General features: G+C 45.6%; 24 protein-coding genes. 23 read left to right on the forward strand and 1 reads right to left on the reverse strand.

The genetic code is table 11. The features are described from left to right. Positions 1 to 132: 132 nt before the first annotated feature. The 17 genes from PUT07_RS12300 to PUT07_RS12380 all read left to right on the forward strand — a co-directional run bounded on the left by PUT07_RS12300 (position 133) and on the right by PUT07_RS12380 (position 16664). On the forward strand, positions 133 to 348 hold the full coding sequence (locus PUT07_RS12300; protein ID WP_274468313.1) for a hypothetical protein: 216 nt from the start codon (positions 133 to 135) through the stop codon (positions 346 to 348). 156 nt (positions 349 to 504) lie between these two features. Then, entirely contained in the window at positions 505 to 2754 is a 2250-nt protein-coding gene (locus PUT07_RS12305) for a DEAD/DEAH box helicase (RefSeq protein ID WP_274468315.1), read from the forward strand. 113 nt (positions 2755 to 2867) lie between these two features. Then, positions 2868 to 4256, forward strand: a complete 1389-nt coding sequence (locus tag PUT07_RS12310) for a ribonuclease H-like domain-containing protein (RefSeq protein ID WP_274468316.1) — start codon at positions 2868 to 2870, stop codon at positions 4254 to 4256. Positions 4257 to 4329: 73 nt separating this feature from the next. After that, positions 4330 to 5139 (forward strand): Fpg/Nei family DNA glycosylase, encoded by an 810-nt coding sequence (locus PUT07_RS12315; RefSeq protein ID WP_274468317.1) that lies wholly within the window; start codon positions 4330 to 4332, stop codon positions 5137 to 5139. A gap of 15 nt (positions 5140 to 5154) precedes the next feature. Then, on the forward strand, positions 5155 to 5991 hold the full coding sequence (locus PUT07_RS12320) for a deoxyribonuclease IV (protein WP_274469306.1): 837 nt from the start codon (positions 5155 to 5157) through the stop codon (positions 5989 to 5991). A 36-nt stretch (positions 5992 to 6027) separates the two neighbouring features. Further along, positions 6028 to 6381 (forward strand): cyclic-phosphate processing receiver domain-containing protein, encoded by a 354-nt coding sequence (locus PUT07_RS12325; RefSeq protein ID WP_274468319.1) that lies wholly within the window; start codon positions 6028 to 6030, stop codon positions 6379 to 6381. A 21-nt stretch (positions 6382 to 6402) separates the two neighbouring features. Further along, positions 6403 to 7170, forward strand: a complete 768-nt coding sequence (locus tag PUT07_RS12330) for an ABC transporter ATP-binding protein (RefSeq protein WP_274468320.1) — start codon at positions 6403 to 6405, stop codon at positions 7168 to 7170. A gap of 55 nt (positions 7171 to 7225) precedes the next feature. Further along, the gene (locus tag PUT07_RS12335) at positions 7226 to 8269 is read left to right on the forward strand and encodes an SAM-dependent methyltransferase (protein ID WP_274468321.1); all 1044 of its coding nucleotides are present in this window, start codon (positions 7226 to 7228) and stop codon (positions 8267 to 8269) included. Between the two features lie 84 nt (positions 8270 to 8353). Next, positions 8354 to 9979 (forward strand): serine/threonine protein kinase, encoded by a 1626-nt coding sequence (locus tag PUT07_RS12340; protein ID WP_274468322.1) that lies wholly within the window; start codon positions 8354 to 8356, stop codon positions 9977 to 9979. Positions 9980 to 10058: 79 nt separating this feature from the next. Continuing rightward, positions 10059 to 10571 carry an acyl-CoA thioesterase gene (locus PUT07_RS12345; protein WP_274468323.1) on the forward strand — a complete coding sequence of 171 codons (513 nt, stop codon included), beginning with the start codon at positions 10059 to 10061 and terminating at the stop codon, positions 10569 to 10571. Between the two features lie 260 nt (positions 10572 to 10831). Next, positions 10832 to 11908, forward strand: coding sequence for an AAA family ATPase (locus PUT07_RS12350; protein WP_274468324.1), 1077 nt, complete (start codon positions 10832 to 10834; stop codon positions 11906 to 11908). Continuing rightward, positions 11908 to 13170 carry a CpaF family protein gene (locus PUT07_RS12355; RefSeq protein ID WP_274468325.1) on the forward strand — a complete coding sequence of 421 codons (1263 nt, stop codon included), beginning with the start codon at positions 11908 to 11910 and terminating at the stop codon, positions 13168 to 13170. The genes PUT07_RS12350 and PUT07_RS12355 overlap by 1 nt, the downstream gene beginning before the upstream one ends. Position 13171: 1 nt before the next feature. Then, positions 13172 to 14059, forward strand: coding sequence for a type II secretion system F family protein (locus tag PUT07_RS12360; protein WP_274468327.1), 888 nt, complete (start codon positions 13172 to 13174; stop codon positions 14057 to 14059). A gap of 1 nt (position 14060) precedes the next feature. Beyond that, positions 14061 to 14930: a type II secretion system F family protein gene (locus PUT07_RS12365; protein WP_274468329.1), complete on the forward strand. Its 870-nt coding sequence runs from the start codon at positions 14061 to 14063 to the stop codon at positions 14928 to 14930. A gap of 12 nt (positions 14931 to 14942) precedes the next feature. After that, entirely contained in the window at positions 14943 to 15173 is a 231-nt protein-coding gene (locus PUT07_RS12370; RefSeq protein WP_274468330.1) for a Flp1 family type IVb pilin, read from the forward strand. 130 nt (positions 15174 to 15303) lie between these two features. After that, a complete protein-coding gene (locus PUT07_RS12375; protein WP_274468332.1) occupies positions 15304 to 16167 on the forward strand; it encodes a hypothetical protein in 864 nt (287 codons plus the stop codon). 14 nt (positions 16168 to 16181) lie between these two features. Further along, on the forward strand, positions 16182 to 16664 hold the full coding sequence (locus PUT07_RS12380) for a TadE/TadG family type IV pilus assembly protein (RefSeq protein ID WP_274468333.1): 483 nt from the start codon (positions 16182 to 16184) through the stop codon (positions 16662 to 16664). Positions 16665 to 17316: 652 nt separating this feature from the next. Here PUT07_RS12380 and PUT07_RS12385 read toward each other — a convergent pair. Beyond that, positions 17317 to 17550, reverse strand: coding sequence for a helix-turn-helix domain-containing protein (locus PUT07_RS12385; RefSeq protein ID WP_274468334.1), 234 nt, complete (start codon positions 17548 to 17550; stop codon positions 17317 to 17319). A 162-nt stretch (positions 17551 to 17712) separates the two neighbouring features. On the opposite strand from PUT07_RS12385, the gene PUT07_RS12390 reads away from it, so the two are divergent. The 6 genes from PUT07_RS12390 (at position 17713) to PUT07_RS12415 (ending at position 24273) form a co-directional block, all read left to right on the forward strand. Next, a complete protein-coding gene (locus PUT07_RS12390; protein ID WP_274468335.1) occupies positions 17713 to 18075 on the forward strand; it encodes a hypothetical protein in 363 nt (120 codons plus the stop codon). A 30-nt stretch (positions 18076 to 18105) separates the two neighbouring features. Next, positions 18106 to 18489: a hypothetical protein gene (locus PUT07_RS12395; RefSeq protein ID WP_274468337.1), complete on the forward strand. Its 384-nt coding sequence runs from the start codon at positions 18106 to 18108 to the stop codon at positions 18487 to 18489. A 364-nt stretch (positions 18490 to 18853) separates the two neighbouring features. After that, positions 18854 to 20410 carry a TnsD family Tn7-like transposition protein gene (locus PUT07_RS12400; protein WP_274468339.1) on the forward strand — a complete coding sequence of 519 codons (1557 nt, stop codon included), beginning with the start codon at positions 18854 to 18856 and terminating at the stop codon, positions 20408 to 20410. Between the two features lie 167 nt (positions 20411 to 20577). Further along, positions 20578 to 21117: a hypothetical protein gene (locus PUT07_RS12405; protein WP_274468340.1), complete on the forward strand. Its 540-nt coding sequence runs from the start codon at positions 20578 to 20580 to the stop codon at positions 21115 to 21117. Positions 21118 to 21380: 263 nt separating this feature from the next. Further along, the gene (locus PUT07_RS12410; protein ID WP_274468342.1) at positions 21381 to 23495 is read left to right on the forward strand and encodes an ATP-dependent nuclease; all 2115 of its coding nucleotides are present in this window, start codon (positions 21381 to 21383) and stop codon (positions 23493 to 23495) included. A gap of 82 nt (positions 23496 to 23577) precedes the next feature. Continuing rightward, a complete protein-coding gene (locus PUT07_RS12415; protein WP_274468343.1) occupies positions 23578 to 24273 on the forward strand; it encodes a hypothetical protein in 696 nt (231 codons plus the stop codon). The last annotated feature ends 157 nt before the right edge of the window (positions 24274 to 24430 follow it).

Here is a 24430-nt window from a genome sequence, read left to right on the forward strand (position 1 = left end):
ATTCCTGATTTTACCTGATTTCATCCCAAATTACGAGTTTTAGAAAATCGGCTGGCGCTGTATGGCTTTTCCCAAAAATGGCAAAGCTAGATGTTATGAAATCAATAGAACCGAGACGAGGTGCGAGGAACCGTGAATTTTACGAGTCATGATGTTGTGATCATTGAAAGAGCATTGAGAACGGCGATGAAACATGATAAGGAAGAGCACCGTTCTAGAGATTATCAGGAAGTTTTGGCGAAAATGCAAGAGAGTGCGATACAGGCTTTTCAAGTTCATGCACCGACCGCAACCCTGGATCACGAAGGGATTCGGTATGATTATGACGATTCATCCGATCTTATGTAGACCTATAGGCCGTCCATGCCCCGCGCGATCCGCAACGATCCCTGCCAACAGCCGGGGATAGGCAAATTTATTGAGAAGCCCTGATTCTAGGGCTTTTTTATTTTTCGCCAGGGGGTTATAATGGGGGAACAATCGTTCTTATGAGGTGCAACTGAAATGAATAGGAAAAAATCGCTTTCGGACTTAATCCATGCCTTGAAAACCAATGAGAATATCGTCAATTGGCGTGAGGTCGAGCCTCAAGAAGCCAAGACGCGTGCGATGCCCGAAAGCGTGGATCACAGAATTAAAGACGCATTGGCGAGAAGAGGAATAGATCAGTTATATACACACCAGCACACCGCTTATGAAACTATACGCAAAGGCGAGAATATTGTAGCCGTGACCCCGACCGCATCAGGCAAAACGCTATGCTACAACCTGCCTGTCCTGCAGGCGATTGCGGAAGACGACGGAAGCCGTGCGCTGTACTTATTCCCGACGAAGGCTCTGGCCCAGGACCAGAGGAGCGAGCTTAACGAGATTATTACGGAGATGGGGATCGATATCAAAAGCTTCACCTATGACGGTGACACGGCTCCTGCAATCCGGCAGCTCGTTAGAACCGTAGGGCACATTGTCATCACGAATCCCGATATGCTGCATGCCGCCATTCTTCCTCATCATACCAAATGGGTCAGCTTATTCAGCAATCTGAAATATATTGTGATCGATGAGCTGCATACATACCGGGGCGTCTTCGGCAGTCACGTCGCGAACGTCATTCGCAGGCTGCAGCGCATTTGCAAATTTTATGGCAGCAACCCGCTGTTCATCTGCACGTCGGCGACGATTGCCAACCCGAAGGAGCTGGCCGAGCAGCTGACCGGCAAACCGATGAGGCTTATCGACGATAACGGGGCGCCAAGGGGCAGGAAGCATTTCGTCTTCTATAACCCGCCGATCGTGAATCAGGCGCTGAACATTCGCAAGAGCTCGACCGCCGAAGTCAATCACTTGGCAAGGGAATTTCTGGCGAATAAGGTTCAGACGATCATTTTTGCCCGCAGCCGTGTCCGGGTGGAAGTCATTTTAAGCCATATCCAGGAACTGGTCAAAAACGAAATCGGAGCCAAGTCCATTCGAGGCTACCGGGGCGGCTACCTGCCGAATCAACGCCGGGAGATTGAGAGAGGTTTACGGAACGGCGAAATTTTGGGCGTCGTAAGCACCAATGCGCTCGAGCTTGGCGTCGATATCGGTCAGCTGCAGGTTTGCATCATGACAGGGTATCCGGGAAGTGTCGCCAGTACGTGGCAGCAAGCGGGGCGGGCCGGCAGACGGCATGGAGAAGCCTTGGTGCTGATGGTAGCCGGCAACACGCCGATCGACCAGTATATCGTCCAGAATCCCGAGTATTTCTTCGACCGTTCACCCGAATCGGCGAGAATCAATCCGGAGAATTTAATTATTCTTGTCGATCATCTGCGCTGTGCGGCCTATGAGCTCCCTTTGAAAAAAGGCGAGGAATTCGGCCCCTTGGAGATAGCTGATATTTTGGAGTATTTGGTCGAAGAGAGGGTATTGCATCAGGCTGGGGATTCCTTTTACTGGGCGAATCAATCCTTTCCTGCAAGCGAGGTTAGCCTGCGCTCTGCAGCGCAAGAGAATGTCGTCATTATTGACCAGTCGAACGTCGCGAACGTCAAAATCATCGGGGAAATGGACAGATTCAGCGCGATGACGCTGCTGCACGATGAGGCGATCTATCTTCACGAAGGCGTGCAATTTCAAGTCGAGAAGCTGGATTGGGAGCATAAGAAAGCCTACGTGCGAGAAGTCGATGTTGAATATTACACGGATGCGAATCTGGCCGTCAAACTTGTCGTATTGGAAATTGACAGAACCGAGACAAGACGAACGTCATCGCTTCATTACGGAGACGTCCGGGTTAATGCCATGCCAACCCTGTTTAAGAAAATCCGTTTGACTACTTTCGAAAATATTGGTTATGGCCCCATCACCTTACCGGAAGAAGAACTGCACACCAGCGGAGCTTGGATTGAGCTAAGGGAAGTCGATCCGGAGATCGGCACCAAAACGCTGGAGCAGCTGCTGCTGGGCATATCCCACGTTCTTAAACATATCGTGCCGGTTCATGTCATGTGTGACCGCAGCGATATTCACGTCGTTTCACAGATTCGGGCCGAGCATACGCAATTGCCGACGATCTTTATTTACGATCACTACCCGGGCGGCATCGGGCTAGCGGAAGATGTTTACAGACGTTTTGACGAAATTAAAAATTCGGCAAGACAATTAATTCGCAGATGTCCGTGCGAGGACGGCTGCCCGTCTTGTATCGGGACGGAAATCGAAGGCCTTCATGCCAAACATAAAAGCTTGGAACTTCTGGCTTCTATTTGAAGCGCTAATTATGAAAGAAAGCAGGTCATGCCCATGATGAACAATACCGCCTACGACGCATTCGGCAAGCTGATAGCTCCGAAGCTGCAGGAGCAGCGGAACGGCGGTGCCCGATGAGCGGGCTCCGCGAGAAGCTCGGCCGCCTGCGGGGCACAGCAGCGGCACCGGTAACGGCGCCGGCAGCGGCGCCGGCAGCCCCGCCGTCCGTGCCCGTGGCAGCGGACGAGTGGACACCGCTCGGCGCCCATATCGAGACGAGCCCGCAAGGCTCGTTCGTCATGCGGCGCCGGGTGTATGGCGCGGACAGCATGCACGGCCTTTACCGGCTGCGGGAGCTGGCCGGTTGCGCGCAGCAGCTGACCTGCTTTCACGAGCGCGAGACCGCTGCGGCGCATGACGCGCTGCTCTTCTTCGACACCGAGACGACGGGGCTCGGTGTCGGAGCGGGCAACGTGCCGTTCATGGTCGGCATCGGCTATTATACCGGGGAGCTGTTCACGGTGGAGCAGCTGTTGATCCGCAATCCGGCGGAAGAACAGGCCATGCTGCACTATTTGCAAGGGCTGCTCGACCGCTTTACGCATATCGTTTCTTATAACGGCCGGACATTCGATTGGCCGATTCTGAAGAATCGGTACGTGCTCAACCGGCTGAAGCTGGATGATGCGAAGCTGCTTCAGCTCGATCTGCTGTACCCGTCCCGAAGCATTTGGCGCCATACACTGCCTTCCTGCCGTCTGAGCAAGGTGGAGGAGAGCCGGCTCGGCTTCGAGCGGGTGGACGATGTTCCAGGTTCGATGGCGCCCGTTTTGTACTTCCAGTACTTGGCGGAGAAGGATCCAGCCATCCTCCAAGGGGTTTTCGTGCACAATGAACACGATATCGTCACGCTGGCGGCGCTCACCATCCATTTCGCCAAATTGCTTGCAGGGGAGACCGATCGTGCCGGCATCGAGCTCCAAGAGCTGTTCCGCACAGGTCTTTGGCTGGATAAGATGAAGTGCGAGGAGCAGTCGAAGCTCTATTTCGACGATTTGTATGCAAGGCTGAATGAGCAGGAGCAGGCGGCGGGGCTCTCGGCCGATCAACAATCGGCTATGCTGGAATTGGCTGCCTTTTATAAGAAGAAGGGCGAGTATGCTCGTGCCGTCCAACTGTGGAAACGGTGGATCCATCTGAAAAGCGCCGGTATTGCCCTGCAAATCGAGCCGTACCTGGAGCTGGCGATGTATTATGAACATCGGGAGAAAAATTTGAGCGAAGCGATCTTCTATGCAGAAGAAGCTTGGGCGAAGCTATGGCGCAGAAGGGCGCTTCAGCGCGGAGACCGTAAGCTAAGCGAGTTGGAGGAAGCGCTGGAGAAGCGCATCCGCCGGCTGAAGGACAAATTGCGCAAATATGAAACGGTGACGGCTTGTGAGGCGTCGCCGGTCGGCAACGTGAAAGCGAAACCGAAGACACGCCGCCTGAAACCGGTCTATGCGAGCGAGGGACTGATTTAGCTGGCCGTCATCTTCCGTTTACGATGCCCGCCATTTGGTTATACAAGGAAGAAAACGGCAAGGAGTCGAACCAATGCCCGAGCTTCCGGAAATGGAGACGTATCGTCAGCAATTATCACGACTTATATTGAATTCGCCCATTCAAGAGGCGGAAGTGACCAGGCCCAAATCGTTGAATGTGGAGCCGGAATTGTTTAATCGCAAGCTGTCCGGCAACCGCATAGTGCGCTTGGATCGCAGAGCGAAGCATCTGCTTTTTCATTTGGCTACAGGTGAAGTGTTAGTGCTGCATCTCATGCTTGGCGGCTGGATGTTCTACGGATCGGAGGAGCAGAAGCCGGATAGGACGACGCAAGTCGTCATCCGCTTCGGTGCCCAGAACTTGTATTTCATCGGACTCCGATTAGGCTACTTGCATATGCACGCTCTGCCGGAGCTTGATGCCTTATTCCGTAAGCTAGGGCCCGAGCCTCTGGAGGCGGTCTTTACGTTAGCCGAATGGATGAAGGTGCTCCAAGGGAAGAAAGGCAATCTGAAAGTGACGCTCGTCGACCAGTCGGTTCTGTCGGGAATCGGTAATTGTTATTCCGATGAGATTTGTTTTGTGGCCGGCATTCTGCCGCTCCGCAAAGTGCCGACGCTTACAGATGAGGAGAAGAGCCGCTTATTCCATGCCATGCGCTCCGTGCTGCTCGAAGCTATTCGTTACGGCGGCTATATGGAGGATCCGCTGTTCGTGAACGACACGTTAACGGGGGGATTCAATGACCGGTGCCGTGTGTACGATCGTGAAGGCGAGCCGTGCTTGCGTTGTGGACAGGAGCTCGTGAAGACAGAGGTCAGCAGCCGCAAATGCTTTTATTGCGCGAACTGCCAATCGTGAGAGGGGCGGATGGACATGTATGTGGGCGCGCATGTTAGTACGCGAGGCGGCTATACCGGAGCCGCCAAAACCGCATTGGCGATAGGGGCTAATGCGTTCCAGTATTTCCCTGTCAATCCGCGCAGTCTTTCGACGAAGACGGTAAATGCCCGCGATGCGGAGGCTTGTGCTTTATTATGTCGTGAGCATGACTTGCTCTCGATCGGTCATGCGCCTTACCCGCTCAATCCGGCGGCTGATGCGGCGGACCGTGATTTAATGGTCAAGTTGATCCGCAATGGGCTCGACATCACGGATGCGTGCGGCTCCGTCGGGCTTGTGGTGCATTTTGGCAAATATGTTGGAAAAGACCCGTTACAAGGCTATAAAAATATAATACAATGTTTGAATAGCGCCGCGAAGGGGTATGCCGGCCGCTCGCTCATCCTGCTGGAGAATCAAGCTGGGGAAGGATCGCAGATGGGGCTGACCATGGAGGAAATGGTGCAGGTGCGCAAGCTTTGCGACTACCCGGACACCATCGGCTTCTGCTTCGATACTTGCCATGCGTTTGCCAGCGGTCTATGGCGAAGCCAGGCGTGGGACGAGCTCGAAGCGCTAGGAACGCAGCTGGATTATTTTCCACACTTAAAGGCCGTGCATCTGAACGATTCCGTGTACCCGTACGGCTCGCGGAGAGACCGGCATGCCAATATCGGGACCGGGCATATCGGACGCGACAATTTCGAGAGGATGCTGGCCTCGCCTTATTTGCAGCGTATTCCGGTCGTTCTGGAAACGGGCAAAGGGAGTGACGGCACGCATGCGCAGGAGGTTGCCATCGTCCGAACGCTGTTCAACCGCGTCCGATGACCATCCGCATGAACAGGAAAGGAAGGAAATCCGATCATGATTCATGTATACTTAGATGATCTGCGCCCTTGCCCAAGTAATTTTACACTGGCCAAGAACGTTCAAGAATGCTTGCTGCTGCTAGAATCGTGTGACGTTGATATTTTGTCGCTGGACCATGATCTGGGCTGGTCGACGAAGGAAACGGGCATGGACGTCGTGATATGGCTTCTTCAGACGCGCAAATTTCCCAAGACGATTTATATTCATACATCAAGTCCTACGGCTTGCAAGGCGATGTACCAAATGTTATACACGGCGGGAGCAGAGGGTATGCGAGTGTACCCGTACCGGATGCCCGACGAATTGCAGCTGCAAATCGCGCAAGGCACGTATGTCAGCGAAGGGTAAAAGAAAGGAATGTAACGTTCGATGATCCATTTATCCCATATTCATTTTATTCGTGGAGAACGACATATTTTAAACGATGTGAATGTACATATCCAACCCGGTGAACACTGGGTATTGTTAGGCCGCAACGGCTCCGGCAAAACGACGCTCCTCGAAATGATGAACGGTTACGAATTCCCTAGCCGGGGAACCGTAGATGTGTTGGGCAACCGCTTCGGTCAATGCGATGTGCGGGAAATCCGCAAGAAAATCGGTTATATTTCGCAGTCCTTAATGGAGAAATTAAATTTGAGCGACCCTGTGCTGGAGGTTGTGGCCACGGGGGAGTATGCCTTTCTGCGTTTCTATCAAGAAATTCCGCAGGACGTGCTGGACAGGGCTAGGGTGATGCTGGAGCGGGTGCGCATTCCTCATTTGGCCGATCAGGCTCTGGGCAGCCTGTCCCAAGGCGAACGCAAGAAGGTGATGCTGGCCCGGGCGCTAATGATGAAGCCGTCGATCCTTATTTTGGATGAGCCGGGGGCCGGACTGGATTTGTTTGAGCGTGAGCGCTTCTTGCGGGATGTTAATGAGCTTAGCAAACAGGACATCACGGTCGTCTATGTGACCCACCATATTGAAGAAATTATTCCGTTATTCACGCATGTCGCCATCATCGAGCAAGGTGAAATCATTGCCGCAGGTCCGAAGAACGAGGTGCTGACACCGGAGAACATTCGCAAAGCTTTTGACGTGAATATCGAATTGGAATGGTACCAAGACAGACCGTGGATTAAAGTATTGGATTAATGCGTTGGATAATGGAATTCAGAATTTTGGATTAAAGCAGGTAAAGGATGCAGCTATGACACCAATAACGACTTACATCGGCACTTCCAATCACGGTTTTGCCCAATATGCGCAGGACGAAATACGCAAATTATTTCCGGGCAGCAAGTTCACGTTGCTTGTTCCGACGGAAGTGTTTTTATTTGAACTGCCTGCGGATATGGACCCGGCAAGAGCTGTGGAGACCATCCATGAGCAAGAGCCGATCTTCCTAAGACATATGCAGCCTGTTCTTCAGGACTGGGAAATCACCGGCACGGAAGCGGACCTGGAGCAGCTGAAGTCATGGCTGAGGGAAGCTATTTCCGAGGGAAGAATCCTCTACGGAGAGAAAATAGCCATTCAAGTACGCAAAGAAGATCGGGCTGCCGTTCCTTTCGCTCCTTTTGCCGTGAAGGCTGCGCTGGATGAGATCCTTGTGAATGACCTTCAGGCTGAGCCGGTCGTTCGCTATGCCGATCGAATCCTTTCGATTTACTTTGGCGCGAAGCGAATCTATGCTGGAATTTCCAGGCCGGCGGACAATTTATCCGACTGGTCGGGCGGGGCGATCCGGTTCATGAAGGAAGATGACCAAATCTCCCGAGCCAAATTCAAGCTCTTGGAGGCTGAGCAGCGGTTCGGCATCGACTTCGGTGTCGCTCGGACCGCGCTGGATATCGGAGCTGCTCCCGGAGGCTGGACCTCTCTGCTGTTAGAACGCGGCTTGAAGGTAACCGCTATCGATCCCGCGGCTATGAGCCCAAGACTGCTGGGTAATCCCAATCTGCGCGTCTATAAGAAAAATGCAAGCGAAGTGAAGCTGCGGGATAACGAGTTCGACCTGCTTGTATGCGATATGAGCTGGGACCCGCGCCAGATGGGACGCTTGGTTGCGGATTTGCTATATTCGCTGCAAAGCGGCGGGACGGCAATTGTTACGGTCAAGCTTATGCACAAGAAACCGTTCCAAACCGTTCGCGATGTACTGCGAATTTTTGAATCTTCGCTGTTCCTGCTTAAGGCGAAGCAGCTTTTTCATAACCGGGAAGAGTTGACGTTATATTTGCAGAAGATGTAGCATGTGGTAAAAAATGTAGATTTCAAAGCGGAATCCCCCTATAATCAAGGTGAATATACCTGATGAAGGGGGTTTTTCTTTATTTTGAGTCCGAATAACGCTTGGATTGGAACCTGCATAGGAGGGAGATACCGGATTGAAGCCTTGTTAGGTCAGGGCGGCATGAGTCAAGTTTATTTGGCGGAGGATATGAAGCTTAGAGGCAAGAAATGGGCAGTCAAAGCCTGTGTGCAGGCGGACGAGGAATCGGCCGTCTTCCTGGAAGAGGCGGAAATGCTGGCAAGGCTCCAACATCCGCAGCTCCCGCAGCTGATTGATTACTTGTGGTGCGACGGGACAGGCTTCCTGGTGATGGATTATATCCAAGGTCCGACGCTGCAAGATCTGTTTGAAGAAAAAGGCAGAGAATTGCCCTTGCCGACACTCATTCAAATTGCCAGCCAGTTGTGCGATCTCTTGCATTATTTGCATACCTTTCAGCCTCGGCCGATCATTTACCGTGATTTGAAGCCGGCGAACATTATGCTGAACGAGCAGTCGCAAGTGCGATTAATCGATTTCGGCGTCGCCCGGCATTTCACACAGGGGAAGCCTTCGGATACGATGCAGATGGGGACGATCGGATTCGCGGCCCCGGAACAGGTTCTCGGTTTACAAACCGACGCGCGTTCGGATCTATATTCGCTGGGCGCCATGCTCTATTATTTATTGTCCGGCGGACAGTATGCTTATCTCTCGCATAAGCCTTGGGAGAAGCTGCGGCCGGATCTTCCCGAAGCTTTGACCTCTTCGCTGCGCCTTCTCTTGCAAGAGCATCCTGAACACCGCTGCCAATCCGCGATGGAATTGAAGCTGCGGCTTCGCTCCATTTACCCGGATCCTCCAAGACCCTCGAATGAGCCTCTTCACCATTCATCGGCTACGCCCCCGGATCAATTACTTGTCATCGGCGGACTTTACGCCGGTGTCGGTTCGACTTTCCTGGCGGTTACTCTAGCCAGAATTCTTCACGCTCTCCAAGTCCCTCATGCGCTTGTTGAACAGCCTACCATTGCGCCCGATTTGTACATGCTGCTGTATGGCGACGTCAAAGCCCCGCGACATTACACTTATGCGGCCCAATGCGTGACCGGGCAGGGACATTCCGCTTCTCCCGGGTGGGTGAACGGCCTCTCGACTTGGGTGCCCTTGCCTCCTGACGGATTCCAGGGAGCTTGGCAAACCGCCGATTCCTTCAAGCTTCTGCATACGATCAGGAAGCAGGTCGTGCTTTGGGACGTTTCTACGGATTGGGAGCAGCCATCAGTCCAGGAAATGTGCCATAGCGCTGACGCTATCATCGTCGTAGTGGACCCTTCGCCTGGCAAATGCAATCGGCCTGCCTCGCGCGCGCGCTTTGAACGATTCGCAGCGTACACGCAGCGCGGGAAAAAGGTCCACTATGTGGCCAACGGCGCTATGCCGGCGGGCTTGCGCAAGGAGTGGGCGGCGTCGATGCCCGCGGTTCCGATCTGCAGCTTGCCCGAATTGCCGCGTACGGACGTCATGCGCGCCGTCTGGAAGGGGGATTTCATTCAGGATGACCCGGGTGTTCTCGAGCCGTTGATTGCGGCGCTGGCGCCTCTTCTGAAGGAGATCGTTCCTGGAAGCAGCTTGTGCGTTAGCGGGAGCAAGGTGAAGAGATCCAGGTTTTCTGCTTGGCGGCGGTAGCGAATATACCCTAACCAATTCGCCGAAAGTGTGATATGATGTTTCATATTTATAAAAGGTGAGGGGTTACTGAATCGATATGGAGAAACGATTTGCCAGAGAATCCAGATGCTTTAAGACATCGCGCATTTTCCCGACTGATGTGAACAATCATAATACGTTGTTCGGCGGAAAGCTGATGTCCTATATTGATGACATTGCCTCGATTGCCGCTCACAAACATTGCCGCAGATCCGTAGTTACAGCCTCAACCGATTCGGTTGACTTTCTGTCGCCGATTCATACGTCCGATTCGGTCTGTTTGGAATCGTTCGTCACTTGGACAGGTAAGAGCTCTATGGAAGTATTCGTTAAAGTCGTTACGGAGGATTTGAAGACCGGTGCAAGGAAAATCGCAGCCACCTCTTTCTTGACATTCGTCGCTCTCGATGACAATAAGAAACCGGTCGAAGTCCCACAGGTTGTACCGGAAACCGAAGAAGAGACGAAGCTGCATGAATCGGCACCGCAGCGGGCGGAGATGCGACGCATTCGCAGAGTCGAGAGCAAGAAGCTGGCCGGTTACTTCACGATGAAATATCCGTGGGAATAAAAAAAGATTGATTTCTTTGTTACATGTGGTACAATTTGGATAAATTGATTGAACATGCGGAAGCACCGCTGATTTGGAGATGAAGTGTCCAAATCGGCGTGTGCTTTTTTTGTTTTTCTGCATGTCAAGGGTGGGTGAGAGGTGAAAGCGGAGACAGCGATTCGAATTGCCATCGTGTTATCGATCATTAGCTTTGTGTTAATCGGAAGTGGGTTGTATGCCAAATATTCAGGTTTCCCGATCGGGTAGAGGAGGTATGGATGACAAAAATTCAGCTCTATGTTTTAGACGATGACGAGGAATATGCTCAGCGGTTAAGTGCATTTATCCGATCGTCCGAGTTCGCGGAGCGCTTTCAGGTGAAGCTGATCTCGCAGCCGGAGCGGGTCATGGAGCAAGGTCTTCATGCAGACGGTGTGCTTCTAATGTCCGATGCTATTGATAAGCAGCTCCTGAATTGGAGAACATCCCTTGTCAAAGTCGCACTTCGTGAGACATTCAAGGAAACCTATGATGCCGAAGAGCGAATACCGTCGGTTTATCGGTTTCAATCGTTGCCCAATTTATTGACTCGATTGGAAGCCTTATACGCAGCAGTGACTCCTTCTGCAAGCAGCGGAGCGCTCACTAAGTCCCGCGTTATTACGTTGTATAGCGCCTGCGGCAGCAGCGGAAAGACGATAACGGCGATTCATTTGGCGAAACAGCTCTCTTTTCGCGGGGAGCGGGTCTTTTATCTCAGTCTGGAATCGGTTAGCGGAGCTGCACTTTGGCTGCAAGGAGACAAGAGCAGGTTCTCTCAACTGATCTATTATATGAGAAGTATGCCGGACTTCCTCGGCCCGAAGCTGCAGCTGTTGAAATCGCATGACCCGCTTCAGCGGTTCGATTACTTGTCGCCGAATGACCATATGCGGGAAATGCAGGATATGAACGGCGAACAGACGGGACTTCTCATTCAGACATTGCAAGAGCTCCGTACATATGATTACATCATCATCGATCTGGATTCGTCCGTGCATCCGAGAATCTCGAAAGCCTTGGAGCTGAGCGACTGCATCGTTTGGCTGGTGCGGGACGATTTGAACGATGTGTTCAAAACAGTAGCGCTGTACGAGCAAATCGGCACATTGCGGAACGTGCATTTTGTAATGAATAAGTTTACAGGCATTCAAGAGAACGATTGGTCCAAGCTGGGGAAAGAAATCAGTTATAGGCTCCCTTATATCCCCGAGTGGAAAAGTATGAGTCGTGCCGAACAAGTGTGGCAATCCATTCTGTTCTCGGAGCAAACGTACGAGATGTTTGCGGCGATCATGAGAGGAGCCGTTATTTGATGAATCAATGTCTGTTCATGGAGCTGAAGGGACAGATTCAGGAGAAGCTCGACCTATCCGTCACGGTGGGAGACAGCCAGCTAGTAGAGCTTATCGAAGCTACTGTTTTTGCAGTTGCAGCGGAGCATCGATGGACCTCCAGTGAAATACAGGCTGCGGTCAAACGAATTTTTGATTCGTTTCGAGGGCTGGACATCCTGCAGCCGCTGATCGAAGACCCGTCGGTGACAGAGATTATGGTGAACGGGCATGCATGTATTTTCTTAGAGCGCCAAGGGATCATGGAGCGGTATCCGTATCCGCTTGAAAGTTCGGAGAAGCTTGAAGATCTAATTCAGACGATCGTCTCTAAGGTGAATCGGATTGTAAACCAATCGAGCCCGATTGTCGATGCACGTCTAGCGGACGGCTCCAGAGTCAACATCGTGCTGCCGCCTGTTTCCCTTAGCGGCCCCACATTGACAATCAGGAAGTTTCCCGAAAGCCCGCTGGGGATGGATGATCTCATCCGAATGGGGAGTATCTCGCCAGACGCGGCTGAGCTTCTGCAGGTGCTGGTTGAGGCGGGGTATAACATCTTTATAGGCGGTGGCACCGGTTCTGGCAAAACAACGTTTCTCAATGCTTTAAGTAATTGGATACCTAATCATGAACGCCTCATTACGATAGAAGATTCCGCTGAGCTTCAAATTCAGAACATGCCTAATTTGGTGAGGCTGGAAACACGAAATGCCAATTCCGAGGGGAAAGGGGAAATTACCATTCGCGATCTGATTCGAGCCTCCCTGCGCATGCGTCCCAACCGGATTATCGTCGGTGAAGTGAGGGGAGGCGAAGCCTTGGACATGCTGGCTGCCATGAATACGGGGCATGACGGGTCCTTAAGTACAGGACACGGCAATACGTCGGCGGACATGCTCAGCCGGCTGGAGACGATGGTCCTTAGCAGCGCGCCGCTACCGGTGGAGGTGATCCGCAAACAGATTGCCTCTGCGCTGGACATCATGGTTCATCTCAGCCGAATCCGCGATTCTTCAAGGAAAGTAACCGAAATCCATGAAGTCGTGGGGATGAAGAATGGGGACGTGCAGCTTCAGCCGATTTTCCTGTTCGAGGAGGAAGGGGAAACGCCGGATCGGCAGGTTACGGGGACGCTCACCTATACGGGGCACGCACTAACTAACACGCACAAAATCCGCATGGCCGGGAAGAAGCTGCCGGACTGGTTCTCTTCCGAACGAGAGCAGATAGAGGTGATATAGGATGAAGCTTATTTATCTCATTCTCCTAACCGGTGCTCTTAGCTGGTTCATCATTTGGTCGTTGGAACGAAGAAAAAAACAAATATACAGAGAGAAAGAAGTACAACCCCGCGCTCCTGAACCTCGCAGCAAACCCGCCGTCCACGCATTAATTGACTACAACATTTATGAACTTTCCCTGAGTGAGAAAGCAGTTGCTGTTCTGATGCTGGCTATTCCAGCCTTCCTTGTCGGCTACATTTTTTATAAAAGCTTTATGCTGGCGGGCTTGTTTTCGTGCGTTGGCTTCTTGTTTCCCCGTTTCCGAAGGGCGCAGTTCATCCGGCAGCGCAAAAACAAGCTGTATGTGCAATTCAAGCAGGCGTTAAGCTGTCTGTCCTCGTCCATGACGGTTGGAAAATCCATAGAGACGGCCTTTAAAGATGCTTTGGAGGATCTGAAGATTTTGTATCCGGATGCGTCGAGCTTGATCGTGATCGAATTCAGCATCATTTGCCGGAGAGTGGAAAACGGTGAGCCGATTGAGGCCGCATTGAAAAACTTTGCGGATAGAAGCCATCTGGAGGACGTGATCAGCTTCACCGATGTTTTGATGACATGCAAACGTACCGGCGGCAATCTGGTGGAGGTCATGAAGCGTACGGCGGCAGTCATTGCAGAGAAGCTCGAAATCGCTCAGGACATTTCCGTTATGATTGCGCAGAAACGTTTTGAATCCAGAGTATTGGTTCTAGCGCCAATCGCTATCGTTGCTGTATTGGCTTTTACGTCGCCGGATTACATGCAGCCGATGTACGGCGGTACAGGCGTTCTAATTATGACTGTTTGCCTAGTGCTGTTAGGAGGGTGTTTCATGCTTACGCAAAAAATTATGCAGATTCAGGTGTAATATGTGGATCGCCGTTTTATTTGGTCTAGAAGTTCTAGGCGTGCTGACCGTTCTGCTTTGGGGACGGGTGCGATACGCTGATCTATTAAAGGCGCAGCCTTATCCGTTTCGGTTTAAACGATTATTTCCTTACAGTTATTTGCTTGTAGACCGACTTCATGTGATGGACAAAATGCCTGCGTTGACGTCCAAGCTCCATCATAAATTGATCAAGCTCCATGGCAGCAGCTATGCGGCCTATGGCAGCAAATGGCTGTATGCGGAATTGTTATCCACAAGCACTATATGTTTATTACTCTCGACGCTTCTGTCGGCTTTGGCTGGCGGAGACGAATCGCTTCTGGGATTCGGCGTATTGCTCTCCGTCATGATTCCGGCCTTTATGGTCAGGGACTTGGATGTTCGAATCCGCAAGAAACAGCTGCAAATGATTTTGGAGCTGCCAGAAGTGCTAAGCACGATCGTGCTGCTTGTTAATGCAGGGGAGACCGTCAACCGGGCATGGATCCGGTGTGTCGAAGCAAGGCCGCACAAAGCGCATACGCCGCTTTACAGAGAGCTCGCACAGGCCGTCCATGAGCTTGAGATGAATATTTCATTCGCGAAAGTCATGGAGGATTTCAGCAAGCGCTGTGCACTGCATGAAGTATCTTTGTTTACTTCAGCCATTCTGCTGAATTACAAAAGGGGAGGCAGCGATTTTGTAATGGCGCTGCAAGCCCTCTCTTTGGATCTATGGCAGCGTAGGAAGTCGGTGGCTCGAACGCTTGGCGAGGAAGCTTCGTCCAAGCTCGTGTTTCCGATGGTACTCATCTTTGTCGTGGTGATGATCATCGTCGCCACGCCGGCATTACTAATGATGAAATCATAATGGAGGACGAGAATGATGATGGGTATAGCTCGCAGAATGAAATTATTTTGGAAGGACGAAGAGGGGCTTGGAACTTTGGAGATTTTGTTGATTGTCGCTGTACTGGTTGCCGTTGCCATCATATTTAGGAAGTGGATTGTCTCGTGGTTCCAAAAGCTGATCGGAGATGCCAACTCCGATCTGAAGGATAACAGCGCAGTCACACCGTGTGCGCCGAGTCCGACGAAAAGCTGTGAGTCATAGATGCAGAGACCGGTTTGGCAGGTGTGAACAAGGTAGCTTTACTTTAGAGGCATCCCTCGTTTTTCCAATGATCCTCTTCTGTACAGTTACCCTTCTTATCGTGAGCCTATATGCTTATCAGAACGTATACATGCTTCAAATAGCCGGAACGACAGCGGAGAGATTAGCCTTTACCTGGGATAACAGCCGCAAAGATTTGATGACCGGAAACTTTAATCCTAGCGAAACGGACGGATTATATCACCGTCTTACGCCAAATCATGCAGCTGATTTATTCGGAACCTTGACGTCAGGCGGTGGAACGAAGGTCGAACTGCCATCAGACCGCTTGGGAAGTCTCACCCGGACGAAGCTAGCCAAAGCATCAGCGTATCTTCCAGCAGGCATTCGCGGAACGGCAACTTATTCGAATTACATCTTGGATCGGCAAATAGAAGTGGAACTGAACAAACCGTTTCAGATATCCGCTGTGATGGGGAAATGGTTTAATCCGGAGGGGATAAGGAGCAGAGCGGTATCGCATATTGTGGAGCCCGTTGAGCTTATCCGTCTAACAGACATAACGCGAACGTATTTTAGGGCAATCAAAGATCGTATTTCGCCTAAGAAGGTAAGGGATGTGTTAGTGGAACCGGCTCCAGGCGAACTGTCCGGACCCGGGATTACGATCAGTTCGGAACGCCAAGCTGCAGCCTACTTAAGATCATTGGTAAGCGGTACCGAGCATGTTCGGACCACGGCCTCAGGAAAAAGCAGAACGGTTGATGCGCTTGACGCACGTGGCGTAGCCCACCAAGCCTTTTACAGCATGACGGAGATGCAGCTCCGTACGGAGCAGTTGCCCAAAGATATCGAGCTGTTACAGGAAGGATCGCAAGTCAAAGGTGTTGTTTGGCACTTCTTCAAGAAGGATGCCAGCGGCAAAGGAATGCCGTCCCCTGCATTTCGCCGAGAGCTTGAGCGCAAAGGGATTGTCGTTGTGATTCACAATTAGAAGGGAGGGTGTGTTTGAACGTATTTATTCGTTCGTCGGCAGGCATAGTTTCCGTTTATTTGATTCTCGTTATCGTGCCTATTTTTCTGTTTCAGGCTGTGTTAATCGATTTTGCAAGAGTTAAGCTTGCGGAGCAAGAGACGGAATCGGCGGTCCAAGCGGCAACCCGGTCCGTCATGTCATCTTTCGATCAAGAGCTTCAAGCAATAGGATTGTACGGATTAGGCATATCGCAGACGGAGTCTGAGGAGCTGTTTCAGAAAGTGTTCGCCGCTAATTTGTCAGGAGCAATCTCAACCGGTGCTTTCCATTATGTGGATACGAAGCCTGCCGCACAGAGCAGTAGATTTACACCTGTATATACGTTAGGCAGTCATATCATTTTTGAACGCCAAGTATTGGAAGCTATGAAGATGAAGGCACCCATCGAGTTTACGCTTGAGATCACCGACAAATTTCGCAAAACCTGTAGTTATATAAAAAACTTCTTACATTAACAAAAATCAAATTACATTGATAAAACTGCTCTTACATTTAGAAAATACTGCTTACATTAGAAAAAAACGAATATGCACGAATGTGTATATTTATACATTGGTTGAAATGATGTGATTTCGAAATTTATTCAAGGTCATTATTATGAGCGGTAGTACGCTGATGCGTTGTTCCTATTGGTTAGTGTTTTATTTTTATTAATGAAGGGATAGAGTGTTATGAATCGAACTGTTTTGACGGACGCAGACTTTGAAAATTGTATTTACTTTCAAACCGCTGTAGAAGTTTGGTTTGTAGACGAAATGATTTCAAGAGGGATTGTCGAGAGATATTCGGAAACGACTGTGAAAATCAATGGACATTATCATTTCAGGATGAATTGTTCATTCAATAAAGCTTAGGAATAAAAAGCACTTGGAGAAAAAGAGGTGCTTAAGGGTTATGGAACCCAGATGCATTAGGATTAAGGTTATTTGAGTTATTTCAGGGTAATATGAAAAATAAATCGAGTTTTTTGAGGATAACCAAATAGTTTCACATATCAAAAATAGGGAAAATCAACATTAGATTTTATAACAACATTGATATTGTTTTTATCAATCAAGAATAATTATTGCAACAAAAAAATGATGCAAGGTCTGAATTGACCTAGCATCATTTTTTTGTTGCAATAATTTGTTCAACTTCTCGAATTAGTTTACTTGGTGAAATACCTAGCTCTTTTGCAAGAACAAATACAGTTTTAACTGTAGGATTACGTTTTCCAAGTTCAAGCATGCTTATATATGTTCTGTCTAAATCACAATTATTAGCCAAATCTTCTTGAGATAGTTCTCGCTTTGTCCTGTATTGACGAAGAATAATGCCAAATCCATTTTCAATCTCCATCAGCTCTACCCTCTCTTAGTGAAGACTTTTATTCTAATTCTGAATTAATTGAGACAAATAGTCTACGGACTATAGTCCACAAAAATAATGATATTAAATGTATAATTTTGATTACTATAGTCTACAATTATAATGGAATTAGTTTAAATTGGAGTTGAGAAAATGACCATATCTGAATATATAAAGAAGCAATTTCCGGAATATTTTTTTAAAAACGAAAATTGCTTAATTCAGGATAATGTTGATACTAAGGATTGTGAAATTTTTGAGATGATTTTGAAAGCATTGAATTATAAGGGGCAAAATGAAAGAGTAAGTTACGCATTAGAGATTTTGAAAATGGAAAAGTATCGCGTTTGGGACTGGGAAGATTTCTGTGAAAATATAAATTGTTTTTTTCCTATTTTCGAAGAGTTACGAGTTTTTGATAAACATGATTGTGATAGAACAGTTAGATTCATGATTGCTACTTACGTTAATTTTGCTGAGTTAAGTGGAAACCGAGTAATTGAAATATTTTTATAAAAAAATCAGAAGTGAGTGAGATTTGGGATTATGGAAGAGCTAATTACAGAATTTAAAGCAATTGTTCAGCAATATAAGCACACAATTCAGCGGCTAAAAAAACACTATGACTATCCATTTACAACAGAGTGTGGGCATTACTACACGCTCATAATTAATCAGAACAGCCTAGAGGTTTTCGAGAGGTCAATTAATATTATCGAAAGATTTAGGAAAAAAAGAATGCTACCAGCATTCAAGTTTCGAAGTGATGAATTTAAAACAAATATGGAATTTGAAATAAAACGATATCCTGGTGTTTTAACTGTTAGAACTCAAGAGAACATAATTAATTACATGAAGACATTAGAATTGATAATCGAAGAGCTAGAACATCAACTTAATTCTTTTATTCGGAAGGAGGAAGGACCATGATTAACATGTCCAAAGCGACTATTACAACACAAGGGAAAATGCATTAGGATAGATAACAAATTTAGACGTTTTCAAATGCATTAAAACATAGATTGTTTGATTTGGCTACTAACGGCAAATTGTTAGTACCGGCGTTGTTTAATGAAGAGAATGATGAAACTATTATGATTATTAATTGATTATTGGATGAGAAGCATCTAATTGAGTTTATTAAAAAAATGACAGATAAGCAGCAAATCAATAGTATAAAAAATTTGAAAGATTAATGCGTGAACGAAAAAATAATGAATGAAGATAGTCAATGTAGTCAATGTAGTCAATGTACCTACAATGAGCTAAAAGATGTTATGAAAGGAAATTAAAAATGATAAATTTCTTTCCTACGCCTTATCCAGATGAAATTTTATATAGTATTCTTGCTAGGTATCACATACGTTCGTGTAATCCTGGTTTCAAACATTCCTCACTAGATTTATTTGGAGTATTAACTAATTCCTCAATAATTTTACCCAGTAATATCACAAAACTCACAGCTAATTTACCTTCGAACTGTCTACTTACCGAAGAAAAAATTATCAATGATTTTACACTTTTCCCCATATATGCTCCATTTTTAGACTGTAGAAAAGCGATGTTAGTAAATAAAAATATGAAGAATGGTGTTAATGTACAGCGAAAAATGGGAATCAAGTACGGGGCTTTAAAAAAGAATTATTTATTTTATTGTTCTGAATGTCTACAGCAGGACCTTACTCATTATGGGGAAGGGTATTGGCATCGTATTCATCAAGTCCCAGGGGTATTCATTTGCCCATTTCATGAGGTTGCTCTAAAAAGAAGTAAACTATCAGTACAAGATATAAACGACTATCAATATCTCAACGTTGAAAGTGAGCATCTTGATATAGAAGAGGTTTATCCCATGAGCGTATTGGTTAAAAAACAACTCTTAAATTTATCAAAGAATTTTTATTATTTATTGAATATTAAGAAAGGACAATTTTCATTAGAACAAATTCAAAAATGCTATCTAGAACAGCTAAAAAAAGTAGGTTTAATTACACCAAATGGTCGCATCCAGCAAAAAAAAATACAATCTTTGCTTTTGAGGCATTTCGAAGAAGAAACATTACAATACCTTCAATTAAATATTGAAGATGGGGTTGGTTATAATGCTTCATGGATGGTACGATTATGGAGTGATGGAGCGGGAAGTCCTGTGCGGCATCTTTTAATGATGGAATTATTATGTGGTAGTGTAATAGAGTTTTTTAATCAAATTAAAAAAATAGAAGATAGACAGTACGTAGAAAATAAAGTAATTTTAACAAATAAAAAAAACGTAAAAACTGTAAGTCAGAATGTCAACAATGACAGAAGGCGTTTTTATCGTGAACAGTGGCTTGATTTGCAAAGTAAATACCCGTGTTATCTAAGATACCAACTACGTGAAAAGTCTTCAAATGTGTATACCTGGTTATATAAAAACGATAAAATATGGCTAAATGAGAATTCACCAGAAAGAAAGTTACTAAGACGTACTGTGAATTGGGAGAACAGGGATGAAGGGTTAATTGAAGAAATGAAGCAAGTTTTTAATGAGTGGGATGAAAAAACTTATCAAAGTAGACGGTCTGTAAAAAGTGTAATAAAACAATTAAATAAAGTTAGTTGGTTCGAAAAAAATGCAGAAAAACTCCCTAAATCTATGGCATTTTTGCAAGCGCACGTTGAAAGTGTCGAGGACTTTCAACTGAGAAGGGCTAAGCAGGCTATTAAAATTTTAACTACGGAAAAAGGCATGCTTAAAGAATGGATGGTGCTTAGGAAGGCGAATTTACCATCAAATGTAAGCCAAAGAGTTCGCGATTTTATTAGTGTTTCCTGTCAAGCTCAATCAATTGCTGAATATGGGAACTGAAATAATAAGGAATTTTATGTTTAAAAGTAAGCGACCTACTGAGAAAAATGAATTCAGAGTAATTCATGATGTAATCCCCTTAGTTTTTGGCTAAGTTAATCTTTGTTATTGATTTATGATTAAGTTAATGAGCAAGACAAGCGTTGATGAATTGAAGGGAAATTTCAATGACAACTTACAAAGGAATCGAAATATGTCCGACATTGGTCAAAAAAGATGGTGATATAAAACTACCATCTAAAGGAGTGATAGATGACATTATACAAAGACTTGAAAGAGATAATCATACTTTTGTTGGTAAATACCATTCAGCCAATTCTATTTTAATTGATTTCAAGTGTGGACATACTCCACAATCAATGTTCGCAAGAAACTATACACATGGTGGACATAAGTGTTACGACTGTAATCCGATAATTGAATATAAAGACTTTAAACGAAAGGTTTACGCTTTAAAGCAATATGAACTTTGGTTAGTAGTGCTAAGTTTCAATGGATTATATGAGGCGGGACAGCATGATGGTTATTGGAACCTGTCTAAATATATTCCTGAAGGGACACATCAAAGTGATATTGAGGATTACGAAAGAGGATATATAAGAGGACAAGAAAAGTGCATTGAACTTTATAAAGCAGGAGCAATTAAGGATAGACCATTATCAGTACCACAAAAGAAATCGTTCTTATCAAAACTATTTGGGTGGTAGTATCTAATGTTCAAATATAAACATTATTATTCTACATAGCCTAGTTTTTAAAAACAAGCGAAATCAAGCAAGAGATTGTAAGTTTTAATATATGAACATCTAAAAACAGGCAGCCGTTTTTTGGCTGCCTGTTTATTAGTTAAGAGGTGAGGATTATTCGGGTGATTTATTTGTTGTACCAAAGCTCTCTACGAAAAGGATTAAACATCTCATTTTTTGTTATAATGAAGTTAGTGGAAATCCAATAATTGGGGGGCATGTTGGTGTTTACCTCTTTGAGAGTAGAAAACTACAGAGGTTTGAAAGAAGTATTTATTCCTATGTCATCATTTGTTTGTATTATTGGCGAAAACAACGCGGGTAAATCTACGACCTTGTTAGCTATTAGTTTATTTATTACAGGCTCGAAATTAACTTCTAACGACTTTTATGATGCTTCAAAGCCTATACGGGTAGAGGTAGAGATTAAGATTGATGAACATCAACTATTATTATTGAACCCTGACGAGAAAGCTGTCATTGAAACGTTTATTCAAGATGGAAAGTTGAAATTGATAAGAAGATATGACTCCGCAGACACAGTCGGTGCATTTTGCATAAGAGAAAAGGCTCCTATTGATGAGCGATATGATATGAAAAAGCTGGAGGAAAAATTGAAAGGAAAAACCGGTCATGCTGTTGAAGAGTTGATGCTTAGCATTTTTCCGGAACATGCCAGTGTCTTCACGGGGGTGACGACTCAAAAAAAGGCAAAAGAAGTTACTATGGAATTGATAAGTTACCTTTCGGATGAACATTTGGTAGAAACAGACAAAAATTTAAATTCAAGCGTCGTTTCCATTGTAAAAAAGATACTTCCAGAACCGATATTAATCCCTGCTGTTAAGGATATAACTGATGATGTAAAGACGAAAGAGTCGGCAACTTTTGGGAAACTCCTTGCTGTATTAATGAATTTAATCGAAGGTGCAGAAGAGGTTAAACAAATTGTTGAATCCTTTAATAAGCTAAAGGGATTATTAAACAAAATTGAAGCTGAGGATGGTACCCTCGTAGATAATAGACTTAAGCAAGTTATTGATATTGAAAGTTCTATAAATACATATTTAAGAGAGAATTTCCCGAAAGCTAAACTCGAGTTCCAAATACCTCCACCACAATTAAGACAAGTCTTTTCCACTGCGCAAATTATGGTTGACGATGGTGTGTTTGGAGATATCGAGTCAAAAGGGGATGGCTTAAAACGAGCAGTTATGTTTTCAATTTTAAGAAGTTATGTAGAGTTGAAAAGGCAGCAAATAAATATTGAATTATCGGTTGAGAACGTAAATCGACAGCAATACATTTTTTTGTTCGAAGAACCCGAGCTTTTCCTTCATCCGCAATCACAAAAAATACTATTTGAAGCATTGTCCAATCTTTCTTCTGGGCAACAAATTGTTGCAACTACTCATTCGCCAGCATTTTTTTCACCAACTTCAACTGGGGTATTTGTAAAAATGAGCAAAGAGTATATTGCTGGTAGTAAACCAATGTCTAAAGCAATATTTATTGATTTACATAATGATATGAGTAAAAAAGATTTATTTCAGATAATGTGTTATGAAAATAATGCAGCGGCTTTTTTTGCACAGAAATTATTGTTAGTAGAAGGTGATTCGGATATATACTTTTTCAAGCATATTTCAAAAGTATTAAACAGTGAATGGGATTTTGACAACAAAGGAATTCCTGTAATCAAATTAAACGGTAAGGGGAATGTTGCTCGTTTTAAGGAGTTTTTTGGTTACTTTGGCATTAAAGTTCATTGTATTCTTGATTTAGACGTATTAATTGGTGGATTTGGTCAGTTGGAAGCCGCGGCAACAACTACTGAAGTAAGGGCAACAATGCTCGATGAGGTTGATAGAATAATTGAACAAGAAAATGTGATAGTACCGATAGGGAAAGAAAAGATTGTACGTCTTGTTCAGAGTTACACTTGGAGAGCAAGGTATAATCAATTCATGACATATGTAACTAAGATTTCTACTGGTGAGCTTTTATCGGATGATGAGAGAATGGAACTAGAACATCTCTTCCCAGAGGAGAAAAATGAAGGGCGAAAACTTGTTTTACAAAGAGGTTTCGATGCAGTACCTTCAAAGTTGGATACCATTATTGCTCTATATGCAGAGAATACTTATGTATTATCGCAAGGCGCAGTAGAGAATTATTATCCAGCAGGAGTACAAGGTGGTGACAAACCTACAAGAGCGATGCAGGTCTGCGAACTCCTAAGAACGAGAGATGACATTAATCAGGTCTGCCCTTCTTTACTGTTTAAAGGAGAAACTATGACCGAATTCGAACATATTTTCAAGTGTATATTCAGTTGATTCGCAAGAAAAAAAGGTCAGCATAAATGACCCTCTGGCACTGTTGAATTTTGTTTTAATGTTCTTGAAGGTGACATCAATAATGTTAATCAAAGGGGAATCTTTTGTGAGGTTAGGAGAGCAAATAACCAAAGTAAATTTAACAGAACGACTTGACCTTATATTAACAGAATCATGGCAGTTGTTCAAAGCCCATTGTTTATATGGTCGTGCACCTCTTCATAAAGAAGCCTCCTTTCAGCATAATTTCGCAAACATTATAGAGAAAGTTGGTACTTTATATTGCTTTACTAAAACGGAAGCGTTTTACGTTGATTTAGAATACTCAATTATGAAGCAGACAGGATTTAATAAAAAGGTAGATGTCGATATCATATGTGAATTAAGAAATTTTGAATTAAATGAAAAAGTTAAAGCGGCGATTGAACTAAAGCACACTATAAAACCCGGTGACGCAACAGACATTGGACGCATTGGGAGTTATCAAGACATACATAGACTCGAACTTTTGAAAGAATTGAAAACTGAAGGATTTGATTTATGTAAATTTTACATGCTTGCTAATCGAAAAGCATTCACAGATATTAGTCAACCAGAAACATCAGGAGAGGATTTCCCAACATATGATAGTTATGTTATAAAGCCAGGGAAAGTATACAGTACGGTTCACTCTAAAGTTGGGGATGGAATTCAATTGAAATTTAAACATGAGTATAAATTCGTTTGGGATTCGTACGAACAACCAAAGAGATTATATTTTTTGTCGGTTGATATGTAGTTAAGATAATTAAACCTAAGTATTTTAGTATGTAAAGGGAATCTTTACTCTAAAAAGCACAAATGAATTTACCCGCCTAAGTAGATAAATGCGGTTTTTTCTTTTGATGAAATATGTACGAAAACAAAATGTGAAACTCATCATAAACATCTTGCTG

Source organism: Paenibacillus sp. MAHUQ-63 (assembly GCF_028765165.1).
Lineage (GTDB): Bacteria > Bacillota > Bacilli > Paenibacillales > NBRC-103111 > Paenibacillus_E.